Source organism: Pontivivens marinum (assembly GCF_900231835.1).
GTDB classification, from domain to species: domain Bacteria; phylum Pseudomonadota; class Alphaproteobacteria; order Rhodobacterales; family Rhodobacteraceae; genus Pontivivens; species Pontivivens marinum.
Genome location: NZ_OCTN01000002.1, coordinates 650,597 through 667,833, shown reverse-complemented (window position 1 = coordinate 667,833; position 17,237 = coordinate 650,597). Strand labels below are relative to the sequence as shown.

Below are 17,237 nucleotides of genomic sequence, written 5' to 3'. Positions count from 1 at the left end.
GCGCAAAGGGGTGCAATCACCTGAGTGTTACGGAATACCCAAAACCGTCCGTTCTGAAATAACTCTCACGGGTTTCGGCCAAACGGCCCGACAGATCGAACGCATCGCGGCGCACCAACAGGACCGGACCACCGACCGGAATGCCAATCGCCTCAGCCACGTGATCGGGGGCTGCGACGGCACTGATGAAATCCTCGGCCCGCACGATAGAGACGGAATAACTGCGCTGGTAATGGGTGTAGAGCGCGTTGGGCAATGGTTGCCCGTCCGCAGGCAGGGGCAGGTGTTTCGGGTCCAGCCAAACGTCCTCCAACGTGGAGGTCACACCGTTCAGCGCGCGCACCCGCCGGATTCGCACAGCAGGTGCCGAGGTCGAAATTTCAAGGCGCTGTGCAATACGTTTCGGTGCAGGACGACGTGAAATTTCCTCGCTTACCGGCTCGGGTATCAGGCTTTCCCCATTGGTGCCGGTTAGGCGGAAAAACTGGAATAGGGCGCGTTCGGTTGTTGTTTCGGGAACAAAGGTGCCAAGCCCCTGACGACGCATAACCAAATTATCATTTGCAAGCGTGTCCAGTGCCTTACGAACTGTTCCCTGGCTAACGTCCAGCTCCTTTGCCAGTGCAAATTCCGAGGGTAGCGGCTGCCCGGGGCGGAATGTTCCGTCGGCCATGCGGGCCAGCAATGTCTCACGAATTTGAAGGTAGAGTGGTTTTGGCATCTGAAAATCTCTTGCAACTCTTCTATAAGACATCTTATATAAGACTTAATGAAAACACAAACCTGAATGTGAGGAACATCCATGTCTCATCCACATCTTCTGGTCCATGACCGGGCTGACAATGTCGGTGTTGTAGTTGTTGAGGGTCTGACGGCGGGCACCGAGATGCTGTGCGTTGTCACCCATGACAATTCCGACTTCACGCTGACTGTTAAGGCGGACATTCCGATCGGCCATAAGGTCGCTCTGAAGGATCTGGTCGAGGGCGATACCGTCATGAAATACGGCGAAGATATCGGCAAGATGGTTGGCCCTGCCGAAATCGGCGGCCACGTTCATACCCAAAACTGCAAAACCAAGCGTTGGTAAGGAGACCGATCATGCTCGATTCAGCAAATCAGACTGTAATGGCGTGGCGTCGTGAAAACGGCCGCGTCGGTGTTCGTAACAACGTGGTGATCCTGCCGGTTGACGATATCTCGAATGCGGCATGTGAGGCCGTCTCGAATAACGTCAAAGGCACGCTGGCCCTGCCGCACGCCTATGGCCGCCTGCAATTCGGCGCGGATCTTGACCTGCACTTCCGCACGATGATCGGCACAGGTTCCAACCCCAACGTGGCCGCTGTGGTCGTGATCGGGATTGAGCCGGAGTGGACCAAGGTTATCGCCGACGGCATCCGCAAAACCGGTAAGCCTGTTGCCGAATTCTCCATCGAGCAGAAGGGTGATTTCGAGACGATCCGCGCCGCGTCGTGGAAAGCCAAGGAATTCGTCCACTGGGCGTCCGAGCTGCAAAAGGAAGAATGCCCGATCACCGATCTGTGGGTTTCGACCAAATGCGGTGAATCCGACACGACAACCGGCCTGTCCTCATGCCCGACCGTCGGCAACATGTACGACAAGCTGATCCCCCACGGCCTGTACGGCGTGTTCGGTGAGACATCCGAAATCACCGGCGCCGAGCATATCTGTGAAAAGCGTGCCGCAACGCCAGAAGCAGCCGAGAAGTTCATGAAGATCTTCAAGGCCTATTCCGACGACGTGATCTTCGCACACCAGACCGACGATCTGTCCGACAGCCAGCCGACCAAGGGCAACATCCTGGGTGGTCTGACCACGATCGAGGAAAAAGCGCTCGGCAATCTGGAGAAGATCGGCCGCGAATGTACCTATATCGACGCGCTGGATGCAGCCGAAGCACCTGAAAAGGGCAACGGCCTGTACTTCATGGACACGTCCTCGGCTGCTGCGGAATGCATCACACTGATGGCGGCTGCGGGCTACGTCATCCACACCTTCCCAACTGGGCAAGGCAACGTGGTCGGCAACCCGATCGTTCCGGTCATCAAAATCTCGGGCAACCCGCGCACCCTGCGCACCATGTCCGAGCATATCGATCTGGACGTCACAGGCGTACTGACCCGCGAGCAGACCATCGACCAGGCCGGCGACGCCCTGATCGACATGATCCGCCGCACCGCAAACGGACGCGCAACAGCCGCAGAAGCCCTCGGCCACCGCGAATTCGTTATGACCAAGCTATACCGCTCAGCTTAAATTTATTGCATTAAGGCGGCGCGCATATTTTGCGCGCCGCCTTTCCATTTAAAAATACATTCCCCCATCATCAAGGATTAGCCATGACTGCGCTGGCCACTCGTATAACCGCCGGATTTGCACTGGGACGCGCCGTTGCACCGGGCCTTGTTCTGGCAAGCACGGTAGCGCTCGCAAGCCTATTTATCTCCGAGCATTACGGCGCACCGTCCATGTTGTTGGCATTGCTGCTGGGCATTGCATTGAATTTTCTGTCCGATGATGTGCGCTGCGCACCAGGCATCGCCTTTGGCGCGCGTACGGTTTTACGCATTGGCGTGGCCTTGCTGGGCCTGCGCATCAGCTTTGACATGGCGTTGGATCTGGGCTGGCCCGTTGTGATTATGGTCGTAGGCGGCGTTTTCGCAACAATTGCATTTGGTATGTTTATCGCGCGTTTCTTTGGCTTTGGCCCGCGCTTTGCTGTGTTGTCCTCAGGCTCAGTGGCGATTTGTGGGGCGTCTGCGGCGCTGGCCATTGCGGCGGTGCTGCCGCAGGATAAAAACTCGCAGGATCAACTGGTATTTACCGTGGTTGGCGTGACTATCCTGTCCACGCTTGCCATGATCATCTACCCGATCCTCGGCTCCTTTGTTGCGCCGACCGATACCACCATTGGCATCTATCTGGGGGCAACGATCCACGATGTGGCACAGGTTGTGGGTGCCGGCTTTTCCGTATCCGAAACGGCGGGTGAAACGGCGACCCTCGTCAAGCTGATCCGTGTTGCCATGCTGGCCCCCGTTGTGGTTGTGATCGCGTTGGTTGTACGCAGCAAGATGGGCGCAGGCGCTGAAACCATGGGGGCCAGCCAGCCGATCGTGCCGTTCTTTCTGATCGGTTTTATCGTGCTGGCCACGCTGAATTCACTGGTCACCTTGCCCGAGGCAGTCACCACACTGGCCGCCGATGCATCGCGCACATTGTTGCTCGTGGCGATTGCGGCTGTTGGCCTGAAAACCATACCCAAAGATTTGTTGAAGGTTGGTAAAGTCGCCGCGCTGCTGCTGGTGGTGGAAACGGTGTTTCTGGCGACCTTCACATGGGTTGGTCTGATGATGATCGGCGCTATCTAAGGGTTTGGGCCGCCACATTATGCGGCGGCCCAAACTTTTAAACCGTGCGGTCCGCCCAACCTGCAAAGGTTTTTTCCAGCGCGACCACGAGGTAGTATAAAACGATCCCCAAAAACGCGAGCGCGATGAGAACCGCAAACATCAGCGGGTAATCCGAGTTCGTCTTGCCACTATCAAACAACGCACCCAGACCACGCCCGTGGGGGGATACGATCTCCATCAGATTGGTGCCGATAAAGGCCAGCGTGACCGATACCTTTAGCGCGCCAAAGAATTCCGGCAGGGTTTTGGGCAGGGCAATTTTCCAGAAAATCGTGGCTTGCGATGCGCCTAGCGACCGCAAGATATCCCGATACTCCGGCTCCAACGTGCTGAGGCCAATCGAGACAGACACCGCAATCGGGAAAAAGCTGATGATGAACGCAATCAGCACCGTATTGAAATCGTGCCAGCCCACAAACATTAGCGCCACAATCGGCACCACTGTCGCCTTTGGCACCGCATTGAACCCGACCAGTAGCGGATAGAGCGCATCACGCATCGTGCGCGAAAAGCCCATGACCATTCCCAGCGCAGTGCCAAAGATCACGGCCAGAACCAGCCCGACAACTGTGCGCCATAGGGTTTGCCAGCCCATGGTCAGGAACAGGCCCCAATACCGCTCATATGCCGGCAACAAATCACTAGGCGAGGCCATTTTGTAATTGGGCCAGCCCATGCTCCAGACCAAAGCCTCCCACGCGATCAGGAACACAATTACCGCGACCAAGGGGACGAGGATTTGACGCAGCTTCATGTAACAGCCTCCGCGGGGATGCGCCCTTGGGCGACCTCGATCTGATGGCGCAGGATGTTCAATCTCTCCGCCGCGATGGGCGTGTATAGATCATCCAGGGTGCGCAGGCCGGTATCGGGAATATCCAACACGAATTGCGTTTTTGCAGGACGACCGGACAGCACAACCACCTGATCGGCGAGGAAGATCGACTCGCGCAAATCATGGGTGATCAGGATACCGGTAAAGGGTTCCTCCGCCTTGACCCGATGCATGATCTGCCACAAATCCTCGCGGGTGAAGGCATCCAGCGCGCCGAATGGCTCATCAAGGATCAGCACCTCGGGCGAATGGATCAGTGCACGGCACAGCGAGGCGCGTTGCTTCATACCACCGGATAGCTCGGAGGGGCGTTTGTTCTCGAAGCCCTCCAACCCGACAAGAGCCAGCAGCTTGCGCGCGCGCGCCTCACCTTCGGCCTTGGTCAATTTGGTCGGTACGATTTCCAGCGGCAACAGCACGTTTTGCAGGATCGTGCGCCATTCCAGCAAAACCGGATTTTGAAACGCCATGCCCACATTGGAACGCGGCGCGGTGATGCGGCTGCCATGCACCCGCACCTCGCCCTCATCCGGGATCAGCAACCCGGCCACCAGCCGGGTTAGCGTAGATTTCCCGCAGCCGGACGGCCCGACGACGGCGACGAAGCCGCCCTCGGGTACGCTCAGCTCCAACCCGTCCAAGACAGGCAACGGGCCGGAGGCGGTGCGGTAGGAATGCCGCACCGCCTGAATGTCAATCAAAGCGTCTGACATCATTCGCCCAGATCGAACCCGCCCTCGGGCAGATAGGCATCGGTGAAATACAGCGATGCATCAGGCGTGGTCGCAAATTCGTAAGTCGTTGCGATTTGCTCCAACGCGCCGGCCATGCGGGCGTCGTCAATGATGCCAAAGCCGTTTTCCAGAACCCATTCTGTCGCCACGTTATCGGTGATGGACAGTTCCAGACGGCGCTGCTCCAGCTCCGGATCGGCGGCAGGGTTACGCTCGATCAGCATCGGGATCACGGCGGCAGGATCAGCGATCGCAGCGGTCCAACCCTCAGCCACACCGGCTAGGAAGTTGCTGATAACCTCGGGATTCTCAGCCGCATATTCAGTGTTCACAATGATGACGTTGCCGTACAGATCAACGCCATAATCAGCCATCAGAATGGTTACCAGATCGTCCTCTGGCACGCCCAGACGGGCCGCGTTCAGATAGGATGTGAACGAGAAGCCGGTGATCGCGTCAACCACGCCCTCGGCCAGCATCGGCTCACGTGTCGGGAAGCCAACAGGCTCAACCGTGATCAGGCCCATATCCAGACCGTTTTCTGCGGCAAAGATCGGGAACTGCGCCCATGCGCCATCGGGCGGAGGCGCGCCGAGGATGTGACCCTGCAAGCTGGCCGGATCGGAGATACCCTGCGAAGCGCGGCCGATGACAGCAAAGGGCGGCTTGTCATAGATCATCATCGCGCCGATGACGGGGGCACCGGGGTTCTGGTCGAGGAATTTGATCAGGCTGTTAATATCCGCCATGCCGACAGGATAGGCGCCCGTCGCAACCTTTGGAATCGCGTCGAGCGAGCCGTTGCCCGCCTCTACCGTTACCGACAGGTCATATGCGCCGAAGTAACCGTTATCCACGGCGGCGAAATAGGGGGCTGCGGGGCCTTCGAATTTCCAATCCAGCGCGAATGGCAGTTCGGTTTGTGCGTGTACGGCGCTGGCCCCCAACAGGGTCATCGCGATCAGGCTGCGAGTGAACATCGGTTATCCTTCCTTAAAATTTTAGTTCACATCATTGTGTGAGGTGCGCGCCCCATCGCGCCACTCAAAACGTCAGCTATCACCGTAGACGAAGTCGATTCCAAAGCGAGTGCTTAATTTTCGTACAATTTGCACAATGCAGCAGCACGGCAGAACTTCGCCAAGTCAGGAGCCATCCACGACTCCGCCCAGTTGCTGTGCCACACGCCGGAATTGCGCCATTAGCGGGGCATCCAGTTCAGGCGTCTCAGCCTGCGTGCGCCGGAACAATCCCCACTCATAGGGAATGCGCACATCCACCGGCAGCGCCTTAACCCCCTGCAAACCGATCCCCATAGCTGAAACAGGGTCCACCAGTGCGACGCCCAGATCGGCAGCGGCAGCCGCCATCGCATTCAGCGAGTTATTCGTCACCAGCTCGGCCAGTGGCTCGATGCCCGCCTGTGTTAGCGCCGCATCAATCTTGTGCCGGATGCGATAGCTGTTGCCCAATGTCAGCAATCGCGTTGACCGAAATGTTGACAGGGAAACGCGGTCCTCGGGGTAGGAGTCCGGCACGACTGCGAACAACTCTCCCCGTGCCATTTCCAGACAGTCCAGCCCAGCATGCGATAGTGGCAGCGCGGATAACCCGTATTCCGCCTCACCCGATTGCAATGCCTGCGCCAGATGCTCTGCGTCCATCGTTGTGACTGTCACCAGCTCGGGCAAGTCAGCCGCAAGCTGCTGCATCATCTTGGGCAACATTCCTGCCGCCATGGTCGGCGTTGCAGCCAAGGTGATGGATTTGGCCCGCGCCCCGCGCAGCGTCGCCGCACGCTGCGCCACATGGGCATAGCTGGTCAGCAGCCGCTTGGCGTCCTCGTGAAACAGTACGCCCTTTTGCGTCGGGGAAATGCGAGGGCCGTTACGCTCAAACACGGTGAAGCCCAGCACTCCCTCCAGATCGCGCACCAGCCGCGTGATGGCCGGCTGTCCGATGCCCAACCGTTTCGCCGCCGCCGTCATGGAGCCTGATGCCATGACAGCAACAAAGGCTTCGATCCCGCGCATGTCCGGCCTGTCAGTATTCTTAATTGACATATTCGAGCCCTCATGATTTTTGTTTAGCATCAAGCATTGCTAATTATGCATTTTCTGAATGTAGGCATAGCCGCTTACTGCGGTGCAGAGCAAAGAGGTTATTTTGACACACAGACCCGATGCCATCAGTTTGGCCGCAGGGCTGGCAAATGACAGCCCCCTACATACCGTCCGTTCCTTTCGTCCCGAATTTGTTGAGGGCGCGCAGGCCTGTCGTGCGGCTGTTTTGACACCCGAGGACGATCTGGGCCTGAATCCCGAGCTGCGCAACGCAATTGCACGTCGTGTTGCATTGGGCGCGGATAATCCCGAATTGCTCAGCGGCTATCCCATGCCGAAAACAGCCGAGCTGGCCGCGTTGGCACAGGGGCGTATCGTCACCACGCCCGCCTTGATCGCGCTGGCCCATCATACTGATATGATCGCCGCAAATCCGGGTAAGGCCACCGCCGCCGATCTGAACACTTTGCAACAGGTCGGGTATAGCACTGCGCAAATCGTCGCGCTGTCGGAATTGCTGGCCTATGTCTGCTTTCAAATCCGCGTTGCCCATGGCTTGAAGCTGCTGGAGCGCACAAAATGACGGCTATTCCGCAAATCACGCTCAAGCCTTTGAAATGGACGCCCCACCTGCCACCGGTTGAGATGGCTGATGCTACACCACGTCAACTGGCCGCGATGCAGGTCACACCCTCGGCCAAGAAGGTGTCGGCCTATGTGCGCACCCTCGCCCATGATCCGGACAGTTATGTCGCCCGCACTACATTGTTCAACGCGATCATGTACGCGCAGGACGGTCTGCCGCGTGAGGATCGGGAGCTGGGTGCACTAGGCGCGTCCCTTATCAATGGCTGTCGCTATTGCGCCAATGTCCATGCCCGTCAGCACGCGCGGTTGTCAGGCTCTACGGCTGTTATCTCGGCGCTCTATGCCGGTCGTCGTGATGGGCTGTCGGAACGTGATGCTGCAATCCTGACCTTTGCCGAGGCATTGACCGCCACGCCCCCTACCGCCGATGCCAGCCATATCGCCGCCCTGCGCGATGCAGGCATGGATGATGTGCAAATCACCGACCTGATCCACGCCATCGCGATTTTCGGCTGGGCGAACCGGCTAATGCACCCGCTAGGCCATTCCGACTAAACATAACAGTCGCGCATAAAAAACGCCGGAGTTTGCATCGCAGGCTCCGGCGTTTTTGGTTTAGCGTGGACCCATTACCAGATCCGGTAGCCACAGTGTAATTTCCGGTATGCTGGCAATCAGGATCAGCACAATGATCGGCGGGATCAGCAACGGCAGGATCGCCACCGCCAGCTTTTCAAATCGAACGCCAGACACGGCGGACATCAGGTACAGCCCAACCCCCAGCGGTGGTGTGGCAATACCCAGCAGCAGTGCCAGCGTGATAACCATACCGAACTGCACCCGATCAATCCCGAACGCATCAGCGGCGGGCAGCAGCAGGGGCAGCAGGATGATCTTGGCCGGTGATGCCTCCATAAAGCAGCCGATCAGCACCAGCAGCACGATGGTGAAGGCCATGAAGACCCAGCGCTGATTGATCGTCTCCAGAATACCCGAGGCAAAGGCCTGCGGAACCTGCTCGAACGCGAACAGCCAGCCCATAATCTGCGAAAACCCGATAATCATCATGATCAGCGCCGACAGGATTGCGCTTTCCTCCAGCGCCTTCCACGTGCCTGACCATGACACCGTGCGGTAAAACAGCCCGATCAGGATCGAGTATCCGCAAGCAATCACCCCTGCCTCTGTCGCAGTGGCAAAGCCGAAGATGATCGCGCCTAGAATGATACCGGGGGCAACAATCGCGGGCAGCCCCTCGATCACCGCTTGGCGAAATTCCTTGAGCGTCGCGCGTGGCTCACGCGGCATGGGCGTCCATGTGGACACAACGCGGATATATAGAATGAACGACAACGCCACCAAAATACCCGGTACGATGCCCGCTAAAAAAAGTCGCGCCACGGATTCGTTGGCCAGCCACGCATAGACAATCAAACTGATCGAGGGCGGCACGATTGGTCCCACCAGCGATGTCGCCACCGTCAGCGCCGCCGAGAATTCCGGGGAATAGCCACGCGCGCGCATGGCCTTGACCTCCAACTGCCCCAACCCAGCAATATCCGCCGTCGCAGCGCCGGAAACACCTGCGAATAGCAGCGAGGCGATGACATTCACATAGGCCAGACCTGCCCGAAAATGCCCCACAAAGGCCAGGCACAGATTGAAAATCCGATCCGTCAAACCGACCGAGTTCATCAGATTGCCCGCAAGGATAAAGAACGGGATCGCCAGCAGCGCAGGCTTGGCCGCGCCGTCCAGAATTTGCTGGGGCACCACAATCACCAGATCGCCAAAGCCCGCAAAGTAGAGCCCGCCAATCGCACTGGCCGCAATGGCCATGGTGACAGGCACGCCCAGCAGCATCAGCAGGACGAAACCACCGATCACGATGAAACCAAGGATCATTCGATTGCTCCCTTTTCAACGGCATCGTCTTGGCGTGGAAATGCCTCGACCCAACCACAGGCGATACAGATGAAATCAAGCGTGAAGTGCAGCAGGATCAGCGCCGCCGCGATGAACAGCGGCAGCGAGCGCACATAAATCGGCAGGTCGATTGTATCCATCATCGCGGTTTGCAACTGCAACAGTGCAGGTGCCCCGCGCAGGATAGCCAGCATGACCGCTATCCCGACTACACAGGTAAACAGCCCCGCCACCCGCCGCAGCATCGCAGGCAGTCGCGCCATAAAGATGTCCACGACCACATCGCGCCTATGCCGGATAAAGACGTACAAACCCAGCAGCAGCATCCACGCAAAAATCAGCATGGTCCAACTAAATATCCAGCCATAGGCCACGCCGAAAACCGAGCGTGAGATCACATTATACAGGTTCAGCACGACCATCACGGCAAGGCAGGCAGAAATCGCCACCTTGAACACAAATGCAATACCGTCGAGCCAACGGTTCAGCGCCCTGACCAAACGGGGTAATTCGGTTAGGGCTGAGGAGGTGGAGGGCTGCTGCACGCCGGACCCTATTCGGCGCGTGCGGCGTCAACCGCGCTCATCAAGCCTTCAGGCAATTCACCCTCTGCGTCCCGCTCCATATAAAACGTCTGCATTTTGGTGACGAGGGATGAGGCGTCGAAGTCAAAATTCACGGTCACGCCGTCTTTGCTCTCCAAATCAGTCTGCAACGTGGCCGAAGCCTCGGCCAGCAATTCGCGCGCATAGGCTGCGGCATCCTGATGGGCGCGGGTCATCGCGTCCTGCAATTCCGGCGTCAGCGCATTCCATGCCGCATCATTCATCATCCACGCAACAGCCTGCGGGTATTCGTCGGTGCGCACGATATAGGGCGCAACCTCGTAAAAACGCATCGATTCAATGGATTCCGCAGGGGCCGTTACGGCATCAACGATACCGCGATTGATGCCGTCATAGACCTCACCCCACGGCAGAACGCGAACCTCAGCACCCAGATGGGTCCATGCATCAATTACCAGATCATTCTGGAATTGACGGATTTTCAGGCCCTCAATATCGGCGGCGCTTTCAATCGGAGTGTCGGTCAGCAGCGTGCGGAACGAGCCGCGCGGCATGTCCGGAATCTCGCCCAGGATCGAGATATTCGATTCAGCCGTGACTGTTTCCATCCACGATGAGAAGAGCGGGCCGTTGATAAAGCTGGACCAGTGGTCATAGCCGTCGAACAGGAACGGCGCGCCGGCATAGGTGATGCTAGGCTCCCACCGCGACATGAACGACACGGCAGATGGGGCGAGCTGGATCACGCCTTGGCTCAATTGCTCGACCACGGAATCCATCGAGCCGATTTGCTCGTTCGGATAAATGCGAACGTCGATCTCGCCCTCTGTATATTCCTCAACCAGATCAGCGAATTTCTGATAGGCCATCCCCTCGAAACTATCGGGTGTCATCATCGAGCTAAGGCGCCACGTATCGGCATGGGCGGGGAACGCGGCAGCAACCAAGAATGTTGCACCAGTTAGGCGGGCAATGAGGGACATAGCGGAACTCCTGTTGTCGGGACGCGCCTGTTTGGACGCTGCGGCTGGAAGGCGTTTAGCGATTTCTACAATCCCATATTCTGGGGTTGCTACCACACGTAATTTGGATAATAGTTGCATCATAATGTCAACAACGAATAATAAAACTTCTACGCAAGGGGTTTGCATACTAATACATAGCCCCAAAACTCGCCTAGCAGGCAACATGGTGCGCGCAATGTGCCCCTCACTGCAAAACTGCTGGCACCGAGCGAATTTATGCTGAGGACCCGATCATGACATCACCCACCGGCCTTGCCTCGCTTGAGGTGGATCTCAAGCGTCAATTCGAGCTGCTCAATCTGCCGCCAAAGCCATGGTTGCCGCAGGTTCGCGGCCCGCAGGACGCTCCGGTACTGGATGTTGCGATTATCGGCGCGGGCCTATGCGGGTTGGCCGCAAACACCGCCCTATGGATGGAGGGCATCAGCAATGTGCGCCTGTTCGACCGCGCCCCGCAGGGACGTGAGGGACCGTGGATCACCTATGCGCGGATGGAAACCCTGCGCACATCCAAGGAGACAGCAGGCCCCGCCATGGGCGTACCGGCGCTAACCTTCCGCGCGTGGTTCGAGGCGCAATGGGGCACGCAAGCATGGCAGGATATGGGGCTGGCCCCCCGTCCGATGTGGATGGACTATATGCTGTGGTACCGGCAGGTCACCAATGCCGATATCGTCAATGATTGCGACGTGACGGCGATCACTCCCATCGCAACACCGAACGGCATGTTGATGCGCCTGACCACAACCACCGGCAGCTATTATGCCCGCCGCGTTGTGATCGCCACAGGTCTGGACGCCATCGGCGCACCCCGCCTGCCCGCTGCGGCGCAGGGCATTGCCAAGGGGTTGGTCTATCATTCCGCCGATGAGTTCGATGAGGCGACGCTGACCGGAAAACGGGTTGTGGTGGTGGGGGCTGGTGCCTCCGCCATGGATAATGCCGCCGCCGCGCTAGAGGCTGGTTGCGCGCGGATGGACCTGATGGTGCGTCGCCCCAAAATCCCCACTGTTGATAAATTCAGCGGCACATCGTCCCGCGGCATGGCCGCAGGCTTTGTCGCACTGCCGGATTCCACGAAATGGGCCATTATGGATGCAGGCGATCACGCCCCCGTGCCGCCGCCCAAACATTCGGTAAAGCGGGTGATCCGTCACCAAAACGCCCACCTGCATGTGAACGCATCCGTCGATAAGGTTGAGGAGATCAACGGCGCCCTGCGCATCACCACCCCCCACCGCGTGATAGAGGCGGATGTCGCGATTTTCGCCACCGGTTTTGGCGTCGCGATGGAGGAACGGCCAGAGCTTGCCACCTTTGCCCCGCATATTCGCACATGGGGCGATGTAATGGGACCGCAGACCGCCGCCACCAACCCGTCGCTGGCCTCCTATCCCTATCTGGACGTGGACTTCACCTTTACCGAGAAGGTCGCCGGCACCTGCCCTGCATTGGCGCATGTCACCTGCTTTGCCTTTGCCGCGACGCCCACCCACGGCAAGGTCACGTCGGGCATTCCATCCTCAACCGAGGGTGCGCGCCGTCTGGCCACGGGGCTGACCCGCTCACTGTTTGCCGAAGATGCCGAAATCCATCTGGCGCGGTTCAACGATTACGAGACTCCCGACATGCCCGACAACATCTGGCTGCCCGACAGCCCCGCCTGCTGAACTGATCCCGAAGGATTCGCCATGACCGATCTGCACACAAATTCCATCATTATCGACGCGCTGCAAAGCTCCGATTTCAACCGCGAGATTTTGCTGGAGGCACAAAGCGGCGGCGTCACCGCGATCTCCGCGTCCTCCGTTTTATGGGAGAATTTCGAGGGCGGCATGGAGTACATCACCATGTGGCGCGAGAAACTGGCGGAAAACGCCGATATCGCCATGCTGATCCGCACCACCGCCGATATTGAGCGGGCCAAGGCCGAGGGCAAGGTGGGCATCATGCTGGCATGGCAAAACACTTCGCCGATCGAGGATCGCCTGGACTATTTCGCGATTTTCAAGGATCTGGGCGTCAACATCATGCAGTTGACCTACAATACCCAGAACTTCTTTGGCGCGGGCTATCTGGAGCAAAACGATAGCGGCCTGACAGGTTTCGGGCGTGAGGCAGTGGACGCCATGGCGCAGGCGGGCATCCTGATCGATCTCAGCCATGTTGGCATCAAAACCTCTCTGGACACCATCGCCTATTCCAGCAAGCCGGTTGCCATCACGCATTGCCTGCCCAGTGCGCTAAAGGATGTGCCTCGCAACAAACCCGATGAGGTGTTCAAGGCCTGCGCCGAAAAGGGTGGCGTGATCGGCACCTCGCTATTCGCCCCCGGTCTGGCCGCAGGAAACGATGCCACCGTGGCCGACGTTATCGACGCGATGCAGCACACGCTGGATTTGGTGGGTGAAGATCACGTCGCAATCGGCACCGACTTCAACCACAACCGCGCCCGCCCCGGCCCATGGTTGCTATGGGCGAACAAGGATAAGGGCACTGGCCGCACCCTGACCGAATTTGGCTCGTCCAAGATCAGTAAGCCTGAGGGCATCCGCCACAACAACGAATTCCCCGCCCTGACCGCCGAAATGCAGCGCCGTGGCTGGAGTGATGCGCGGATTGCCAAGATCCTCGGCAGGAACTGGATGCGCCTGTTCGGGCAAACTTGGGGCGCGTAACCCCCACTGGCGGGCCGCATCAGGCCCGCCGCCACGACCAGCTTCACAAAACTGATACAGGCCCCGCATAGGCCTACGCCCAGACGCATCACACGCTGGGATCGACTATGCACATGACAGCCCCTTCCCACATGGCTGCACCCATCTATGGCGACGTGAATGTGTTTGTCCTTGGTTCCACGCGGAACCGGTTATCCCTCAAAGGAAACGAACATGAAAATCGCTAATCTTGGCTTGACCTCGGCGCTGGCGCTGTTTGCGGCAACGGCTGTAACGGCACAGGAAATGTCGTTTAACCGCATCGCGTCCTTCCCTGTTGCGTCGAATTCCGATGGCGCAGCGGAAACCTCGTCCGAGATCATTACCGCGTCGGGCGACGGCATGACGCTGATCTATTCCGACAGCCCGCTGGGTGTGATCGGCTTTATCGACATTACCGACGCGGCCAACCCTGCACCGCTGGGCACAATCACCATGGACGGTGAGCCGACTGCCGTGTCCGCCGTGGGCAACAGCGTAATCGCAGGCGTGAATACGTCCGAGAGCTATTCCGCCCCGTCCGGCTTCGCCGCCTCCTTCGCCATCGACACGATGGGCGAGACAGCGCGCTGCGATCTGGCCGGTCAGCCCGACAGCACCGCAGTCGCCAAGGACGGCTCGTTCATCGCCATCGCGATTGAAAACGAGCGGGACGAGGATGCAGGCGACGGCCGTATCGGCCAGATGCCCGGTGGCACCGTCGCCCTGATCGATCTGGATGCAGATGGCGTGCTGGTCTGCGACACCATCCGCTTTGCCGAAGTAACCGGTCTGGCTGAAATCGGCGCAGATGATCCAGAGCCTGAATTTGTTGACATCAACGATTTAGGCGAAGTTGTTGTTACCATGCAGGAAAACAACCACATCGTTGTTCTGGATCGTGACGCGGCTGTCATCAGCCATTTCTCCGCAGGCACCGTTGATCTGACCGGCATTGACGCCACGGATGAGCGCGCAGCGATGATCTTCACCGAATCCCGTTCCGACATCGCGCGTGAGCCGGACGGCGTGCAATGGATCGATGACACCTATCTCGCCATGGCCAACGAGGGCGATATGGACGGCGGTACCCGCGGCTGGTCCGTGTTCCATAAGGATGGCACGCTGGTTTGGGACAGCGGCACCTCGTTCGAATATGCAGTGATCGAAGCAGGCCACTACCCCGACAAACGCTCCGACGCCAAGGGTGGTGAGCCCGAGGGCATGGAATTCGCCACCATCAACGGCACCCCAATGGTGTTCATCCTGTCCGAGCGTGGTTCGCTGGTTGGCGTTTACGACGTGACTGACCCGACCAACCCAGTTCTGACCCAGCTGCTGCCATCGGGCGTTGCACCCGAGGGCGCTGTTGCGATCCCGTCGCGCAACCTGCTGGTCACCGCGAACGAGGCCGATTTAGCCGAGGATGGCGGCGCACGCAGCCATGTTATGCTGTTTGAATTTGCTGAGGGCGCGGCGAGCTATCCGCACCTGACCTCTGCCGGTGCGGATGAGCTGATCGGCTGGTCCGCGCTGTCCGGTTTGGCGGCTGATCCTGAGCAGAACGGTACGTTCTACGCCGTGAACGATAGCTTCTATGGCTATCAGCCCACGATCTTTACCATCGACGCGACGCAGACACCGGCCCGCATCACCGATGCCCTGCCCGTCACCCGTGGCGGTCATCCTGCGCAAAAGCTGGATATGGAAGGCATCACCACCGATGGTGAGGGCGGATTCTGGATCGCCTCCGAGGGACGCACCGACCGTATGATCCCGCACGGCATCTACCACGTTGATGCCGAGGGTGAGATCACGACCGAAATCCCCTTCCCCGCTGAATTGCTGGCGGTCGAGGCGCGCTTCGGCTCCGAAGGCATCACCATGATCGGGTCGCAGCTGTGGATCGCGATCCAGCGCAACTGGGCTGATGATGCGGATAATATGGTCAAGCTGGTCTCCTACGATCTGGAGACCGAGGAGTGGGGCGCGGTGTTGTACGAGCGTACGGTCCCCGAAACCGGCTGGGTTGGCCTGTCGGAAATTGTTGCCCATGGTGATTACGTTTACCTGATCGAACGTGACAACCAGATCGGCGATAATGCCGTGACCAAGCTGATTACCCGCGTGCCAATGTCCGAAATGGTCGCCGCCCCGTTGGGTAGCGAACTGCCGGTCGTCAGCCACGAAGTTGTTCTGGACCTGATCCCCGCCCTGTCCGCCACCGGCGGTTATGTCGTGGATAAGATCGAGGGCATGGCCTTTGACGCCGATGGCAATGCATGGATCGTCACCGATAATGACGGTGTTGATGACAGCTCAGGCGAGACATTGTTCCTGAACCTTGGTGAAATGTAATCACCCTGCTCCCTAGCGGGGGCGAATAGATTGCCAAAAGCACCCCTCATCGCAGGGGTGCTTTTTCGTTTCTGACCGCCGCGTCAGCGCATTGACAATCCCGACCAGAATTTTACAAAATATTACAAATGCTGGCATGTGCATCACAACACCTCCCGCAGCTAATAAGCATCAAAGGCAGACCCATGCGCGACAATCCCGCCAGCACTTTTGAAAACGATGTTGGCGGTCGTGACCGGACCCTTGCCGATCAGGCCTATGAGCGGATTTTGTCAATGATCGTCGATGGCACGATCCCCGTCGGTGGCAAGTTGCCCACTGAACACAAGCTGAGCCAGCAATTCCAGATGTCGCGCCCCGTACTACGCCAAGCGTTAAAGCAACTGCGCGAGGATGAGGTGATCGTCTCACGTCAGGGCTCCGGCTCCTATGTGATGCGTCGCCCTGATGGCGCGGTGCTGGACTTTGCCCCTATCGGATCAATTGCCGATATCCAGCGCACCTTTGAGTTTCGCGCCGCAGTTGAGGGTGAGGCCGCCTTTCTGGCCGCGAAACGACGCTCGGATGCCGATATAACGCGCATGCGCGACGCGTTACAGGAACTGGATCGCTGCATAGCAGCGGGGGAATTGGGCGTTGATGCGGATGAGGCATTCCACGCCGTAATCTGCGGGGCGTCAGATAATCAGTATTTCGTAACCGCCCGCACCTCCATGACGCAAAACATCACCACCGGCATGAACCTGACGCGCAGCCTGTCCCTGACCAAGACGCATGACCGCCTCGCATTGGTACAGGCGGAGCATTACGCGATCTTCGAAGCGTTGCGAAATCAGGATCAAAATGCAGCCCGAACCGCGATGCGGGCGCATATCGAGAATGCGCGCAAACGGATTTTTGACGGCACGCTCTAAGCCCCCTCCAAATTAAAACGCCCACCCACAGAAAACCTGTGAGCGGGCGTTTCGTTTAGGTCAGATCGCGCGGGCAATGGTGGCCCAAACATCCC

Annotated in this window: 17 protein-coding genes; 9 read left to right on the top strand and 8 right to left on the bottom strand. The window is 58.6% G+C overall.

Annotated elements, in window-relative coordinates:
• Positions 1 to 16: 16 nt before the first annotated feature.
• Entirely contained in the window at positions 17 to 721 is a 705-nt protein-coding gene (locus tag CR254_RS08895) for a GntR family transcriptional regulator (RefSeq protein WP_180955946.1), read from the bottom strand.
• An 81-nt stretch (positions 722 to 802) separates the two neighbouring features.
• On the opposite strand from CR254_RS08895, the gene CR254_RS08890 reads away from it, so the two are divergent.
• The 3 genes from CR254_RS08890 to CR254_RS08880 all read left to right on the top strand — a co-directional run bounded on the left by CR254_RS08890 (position 803) and on the right by CR254_RS08880 (position 3,395).
• Positions 803 to 1,090, top strand: coding sequence for a UxaA family hydrolase (locus CR254_RS08890; RefSeq protein WP_097929307.1), 288 nt, complete (start codon positions 803 to 805; stop codon positions 1,088 to 1,090).
• 11 nt (positions 1,091 to 1,101) lie between these two features.
• On the top strand, positions 1,102 to 2,280 hold the full coding sequence (locus tag CR254_RS08885; protein ID WP_097929306.1) for a UxaA family hydrolase: 1,179 nt from the start codon (positions 1,102 to 1,104) through the stop codon (positions 2,278 to 2,280).
• A gap of 83 nt (positions 2,281 to 2,363) precedes the next feature.
• Positions 2,364 to 3,395: a YeiH family protein gene (locus tag CR254_RS08880; protein ID WP_097929484.1), complete on the top strand. Its 1,032-nt coding sequence runs from the start codon at positions 2,364 to 2,366 to the stop codon at positions 3,393 to 3,395.
• A gap of 37 nt (positions 3,396 to 3,432) precedes the next feature.
• Here the strand turns inward: CR254_RS08880 and CR254_RS08875 are convergent, their stop codons facing one another.
• From CR254_RS08875 to CR254_RS08860, 4 genes are all read right to left on the bottom strand, one after another.
• Positions 3,433 to 4,191: an ABC transporter permease gene (locus CR254_RS08875; RefSeq protein WP_097929483.1), complete on the bottom strand. Its 759-nt coding sequence runs from the start codon at positions 4,189 to 4,191 to the stop codon at positions 3,433 to 3,435.
• Complete coding sequence (locus CR254_RS08870; RefSeq protein WP_097929482.1) at positions 4,188 to 4,988, bottom strand: ABC transporter ATP-binding protein; 801 nt, start codon at positions 4,986 to 4,988, stop codon at positions 4,188 to 4,190. The genes CR254_RS08875 and CR254_RS08870 overlap by 4 nt, the downstream gene beginning before the upstream one ends.
• On the bottom strand, positions 4,985 to 5,986 hold the full coding sequence (locus tag CR254_RS08865) for an ABC transporter substrate-binding protein (RefSeq protein ID WP_097929481.1): 1,002 nt from the start codon (positions 5,984 to 5,986) through the stop codon (positions 4,985 to 4,987). The genes CR254_RS08870 and CR254_RS08865 overlap by 4 nt, the downstream gene beginning before the upstream one ends.
• A gap of 165 nt (positions 5,987 to 6,151) precedes the next feature.
• Positions 6,152 to 7,069 (bottom strand): LysR family transcriptional regulator, encoded by a 918-nt coding sequence (locus CR254_RS08860; protein WP_180955945.1) that lies wholly within the window; start codon positions 7,067 to 7,069, stop codon positions 6,152 to 6,154.
• A 103-nt stretch (positions 7,070 to 7,172) separates the two neighbouring features.
• Here CR254_RS08860 and CR254_RS08855 point away from each other — a divergent pair, with 103 nt between their 5' ends.
• Both CR254_RS08855 and CR254_RS08850 read left to right on the top strand, forming a co-directional pair.
• The gene (locus tag CR254_RS08855; protein ID WP_097929479.1) at positions 7,173 to 7,652 is read left to right on the top strand and encodes a CMD domain-containing protein; all 480 of its coding nucleotides are present in this window, start codon (positions 7,173 to 7,175) and stop codon (positions 7,650 to 7,652) included.
• Positions 7,649 to 8,212 carry a peroxidase-related enzyme gene (locus CR254_RS08850; RefSeq protein ID WP_097929478.1) on the top strand — a complete coding sequence of 188 codons (564 nt, stop codon included), beginning with the start codon at positions 7,649 to 7,651 and terminating at the stop codon, positions 8,210 to 8,212. The genes CR254_RS08855 and CR254_RS08850 overlap by 4 nt, the downstream gene beginning before the upstream one ends.
• Positions 8,213 to 8,272: 60 nt before the next feature.
• Here CR254_RS08850 and CR254_RS08845 read toward each other — a convergent pair whose 3' ends face one another.
• Genes CR254_RS08845 through CR254_RS08835 form a run of 3 tightly spaced genes read right to left on the bottom strand, consistent with a single transcriptional unit; the run spans position 8,273 to position 11,132 of the window.
• Positions 8,273 to 9,562, bottom strand: a complete 1,290-nt coding sequence (locus tag CR254_RS08845; protein WP_097929477.1) for a TRAP transporter large permease — start codon at positions 9,560 to 9,562, stop codon at positions 8,273 to 8,275.
• Entirely contained in the window at positions 9,559 to 10,128 is a 570-nt protein-coding gene (locus CR254_RS08840; RefSeq protein WP_097929476.1) for a TRAP transporter small permease, read from the bottom strand. Before CR254_RS08840 ends, CR254_RS08845 begins: the two co-directional genes overlap by 4 nt.
• An 8-nt stretch (positions 10,129 to 10,136) precedes the next feature.
• Positions 10,137 to 11,132 (bottom strand): TRAP transporter substrate-binding protein, encoded by a 996-nt coding sequence (locus CR254_RS08835; protein WP_097929475.1) that lies wholly within the window; start codon positions 11,130 to 11,132, stop codon positions 10,137 to 10,139.
• A 275-nt stretch (positions 11,133 to 11,407) separates the two neighbouring features.
• Here CR254_RS08835 and CR254_RS08830 point away from each other — a divergent pair, with 275 nt between their 5' ends.
• From CR254_RS08830 to CR254_RS08815, 4 genes are all read left to right on the top strand, one after another.
• Entirely contained in the window at positions 11,408 to 12,844 is a 1,437-nt protein-coding gene (locus CR254_RS08830; RefSeq protein WP_097929474.1) for a flavin-containing monooxygenase, read from the top strand.
• 21 nt (positions 12,845 to 12,865) lie between these two features.
• Positions 12,866 to 13,852, top strand: coding sequence for a dipeptidase (locus CR254_RS08825; protein ID WP_097929473.1), 987 nt, complete (start codon positions 12,866 to 12,868; stop codon positions 13,850 to 13,852).
• A 213-nt stretch (positions 13,853 to 14,065) separates the two neighbouring features.
• On the top strand, positions 14,066 to 16,228 hold the full coding sequence (locus tag CR254_RS08820; protein ID WP_097929472.1) for an esterase-like activity of phytase family protein: 2,163 nt from the start codon (positions 14,066 to 14,068) through the stop codon (positions 16,226 to 16,228).
• A gap of 185 nt (positions 16,229 to 16,413) precedes the next feature.
• On the top strand, positions 16,414 to 17,142 hold the full coding sequence (locus CR254_RS08815; RefSeq protein ID WP_097929471.1) for a FadR/GntR family transcriptional regulator: 729 nt from the start codon (positions 16,414 to 16,416) through the stop codon (positions 17,140 to 17,142).
• Positions 17,143 to 17,237: the final 95 nt, after the last annotated feature.

Coding starts and splice junctions, on each gene's coding strand:
- CR254_RS08830 (WP_097929474.1), top strand. CDS start 11,408: ATGACATCACCCACCGGCCTTGCCTCGCTTGAGGTGGATCTCAAGCGT.
- CR254_RS08880 (WP_097929484.1), top strand. CDS start 2,364: ATGACTGCGCTGGCCACTCGTATAACCGCCGGATTTGCACTGGGACGC.
- CR254_RS08845 (WP_097929477.1), bottom strand. CDS start 9,562: ATGATCCTTGGTTTCATCGTGATCGGTGGTTTCGTCCTGCTGATGCTG.
- CR254_RS08850 (WP_097929478.1), top strand. CDS start 7,649: ATGACGGCTATTCCGCAAATCACGCTCAAGCCTTTGAAATGGACGCCC.
- CR254_RS08895 (WP_180955946.1), bottom strand. CDS start 721: ATGCCAAAACCACTCTACCTTCAAATTCGTGAGACATTGCTGGCCCGC.
- CR254_RS08820 (WP_097929472.1), top strand. CDS start 14,066: ATGAAAATCGCTAATCTTGGCTTGACCTCGGCGCTGGCGCTGTTTGCG.
- CR254_RS08860 (WP_180955945.1), bottom strand. CDS start 7,069: ATGTCAATTAAGAATACTGACAGGCCGGACATGCGCGGGATCGAAGCC.
- CR254_RS08835 (WP_097929475.1), bottom strand. CDS start 11,132: ATGTCCCTCATTGCCCGCCTAACTGGTGCAACATTCTTGGTTGCTGCC.
- CR254_RS08870 (WP_097929482.1), bottom strand. CDS start 4,988: ATGATGTCAGACGCTTTGATTGACATTCAGGCGGTGCGGCATTCCTAC.
- CR254_RS08815 (WP_097929471.1), top strand. CDS start 16,414: ATGCGCGACAATCCCGCCAGCACTTTTGAAAACGATGTTGGCGGTCGT.
- CR254_RS08865 (WP_097929481.1), bottom strand. CDS start 5,986: ATGTTCACTCGCAGCCTGATCGCGATGACCCTGTTGGGGGCCAGCGCC.
- CR254_RS08890 (WP_097929307.1), top strand. CDS start 803: ATGTCTCATCCACATCTTCTGGTCCATGACCGGGCTGACAATGTCGGT.
- CR254_RS08875 (WP_097929483.1), bottom strand. CDS start 4,191: ATGAAGCTGCGTCAAATCCTCGTCCCCTTGGTCGCGGTAATTGTGTTC.
- CR254_RS08885 (WP_097929306.1), top strand. CDS start 1,102: ATGCTCGATTCAGCAAATCAGACTGTAATGGCGTGGCGTCGTGAAAAC.
- CR254_RS08825 (WP_097929473.1), top strand. CDS start 12,866: ATGACCGATCTGCACACAAATTCCATCATTATCGACGCGCTGCAAAGC.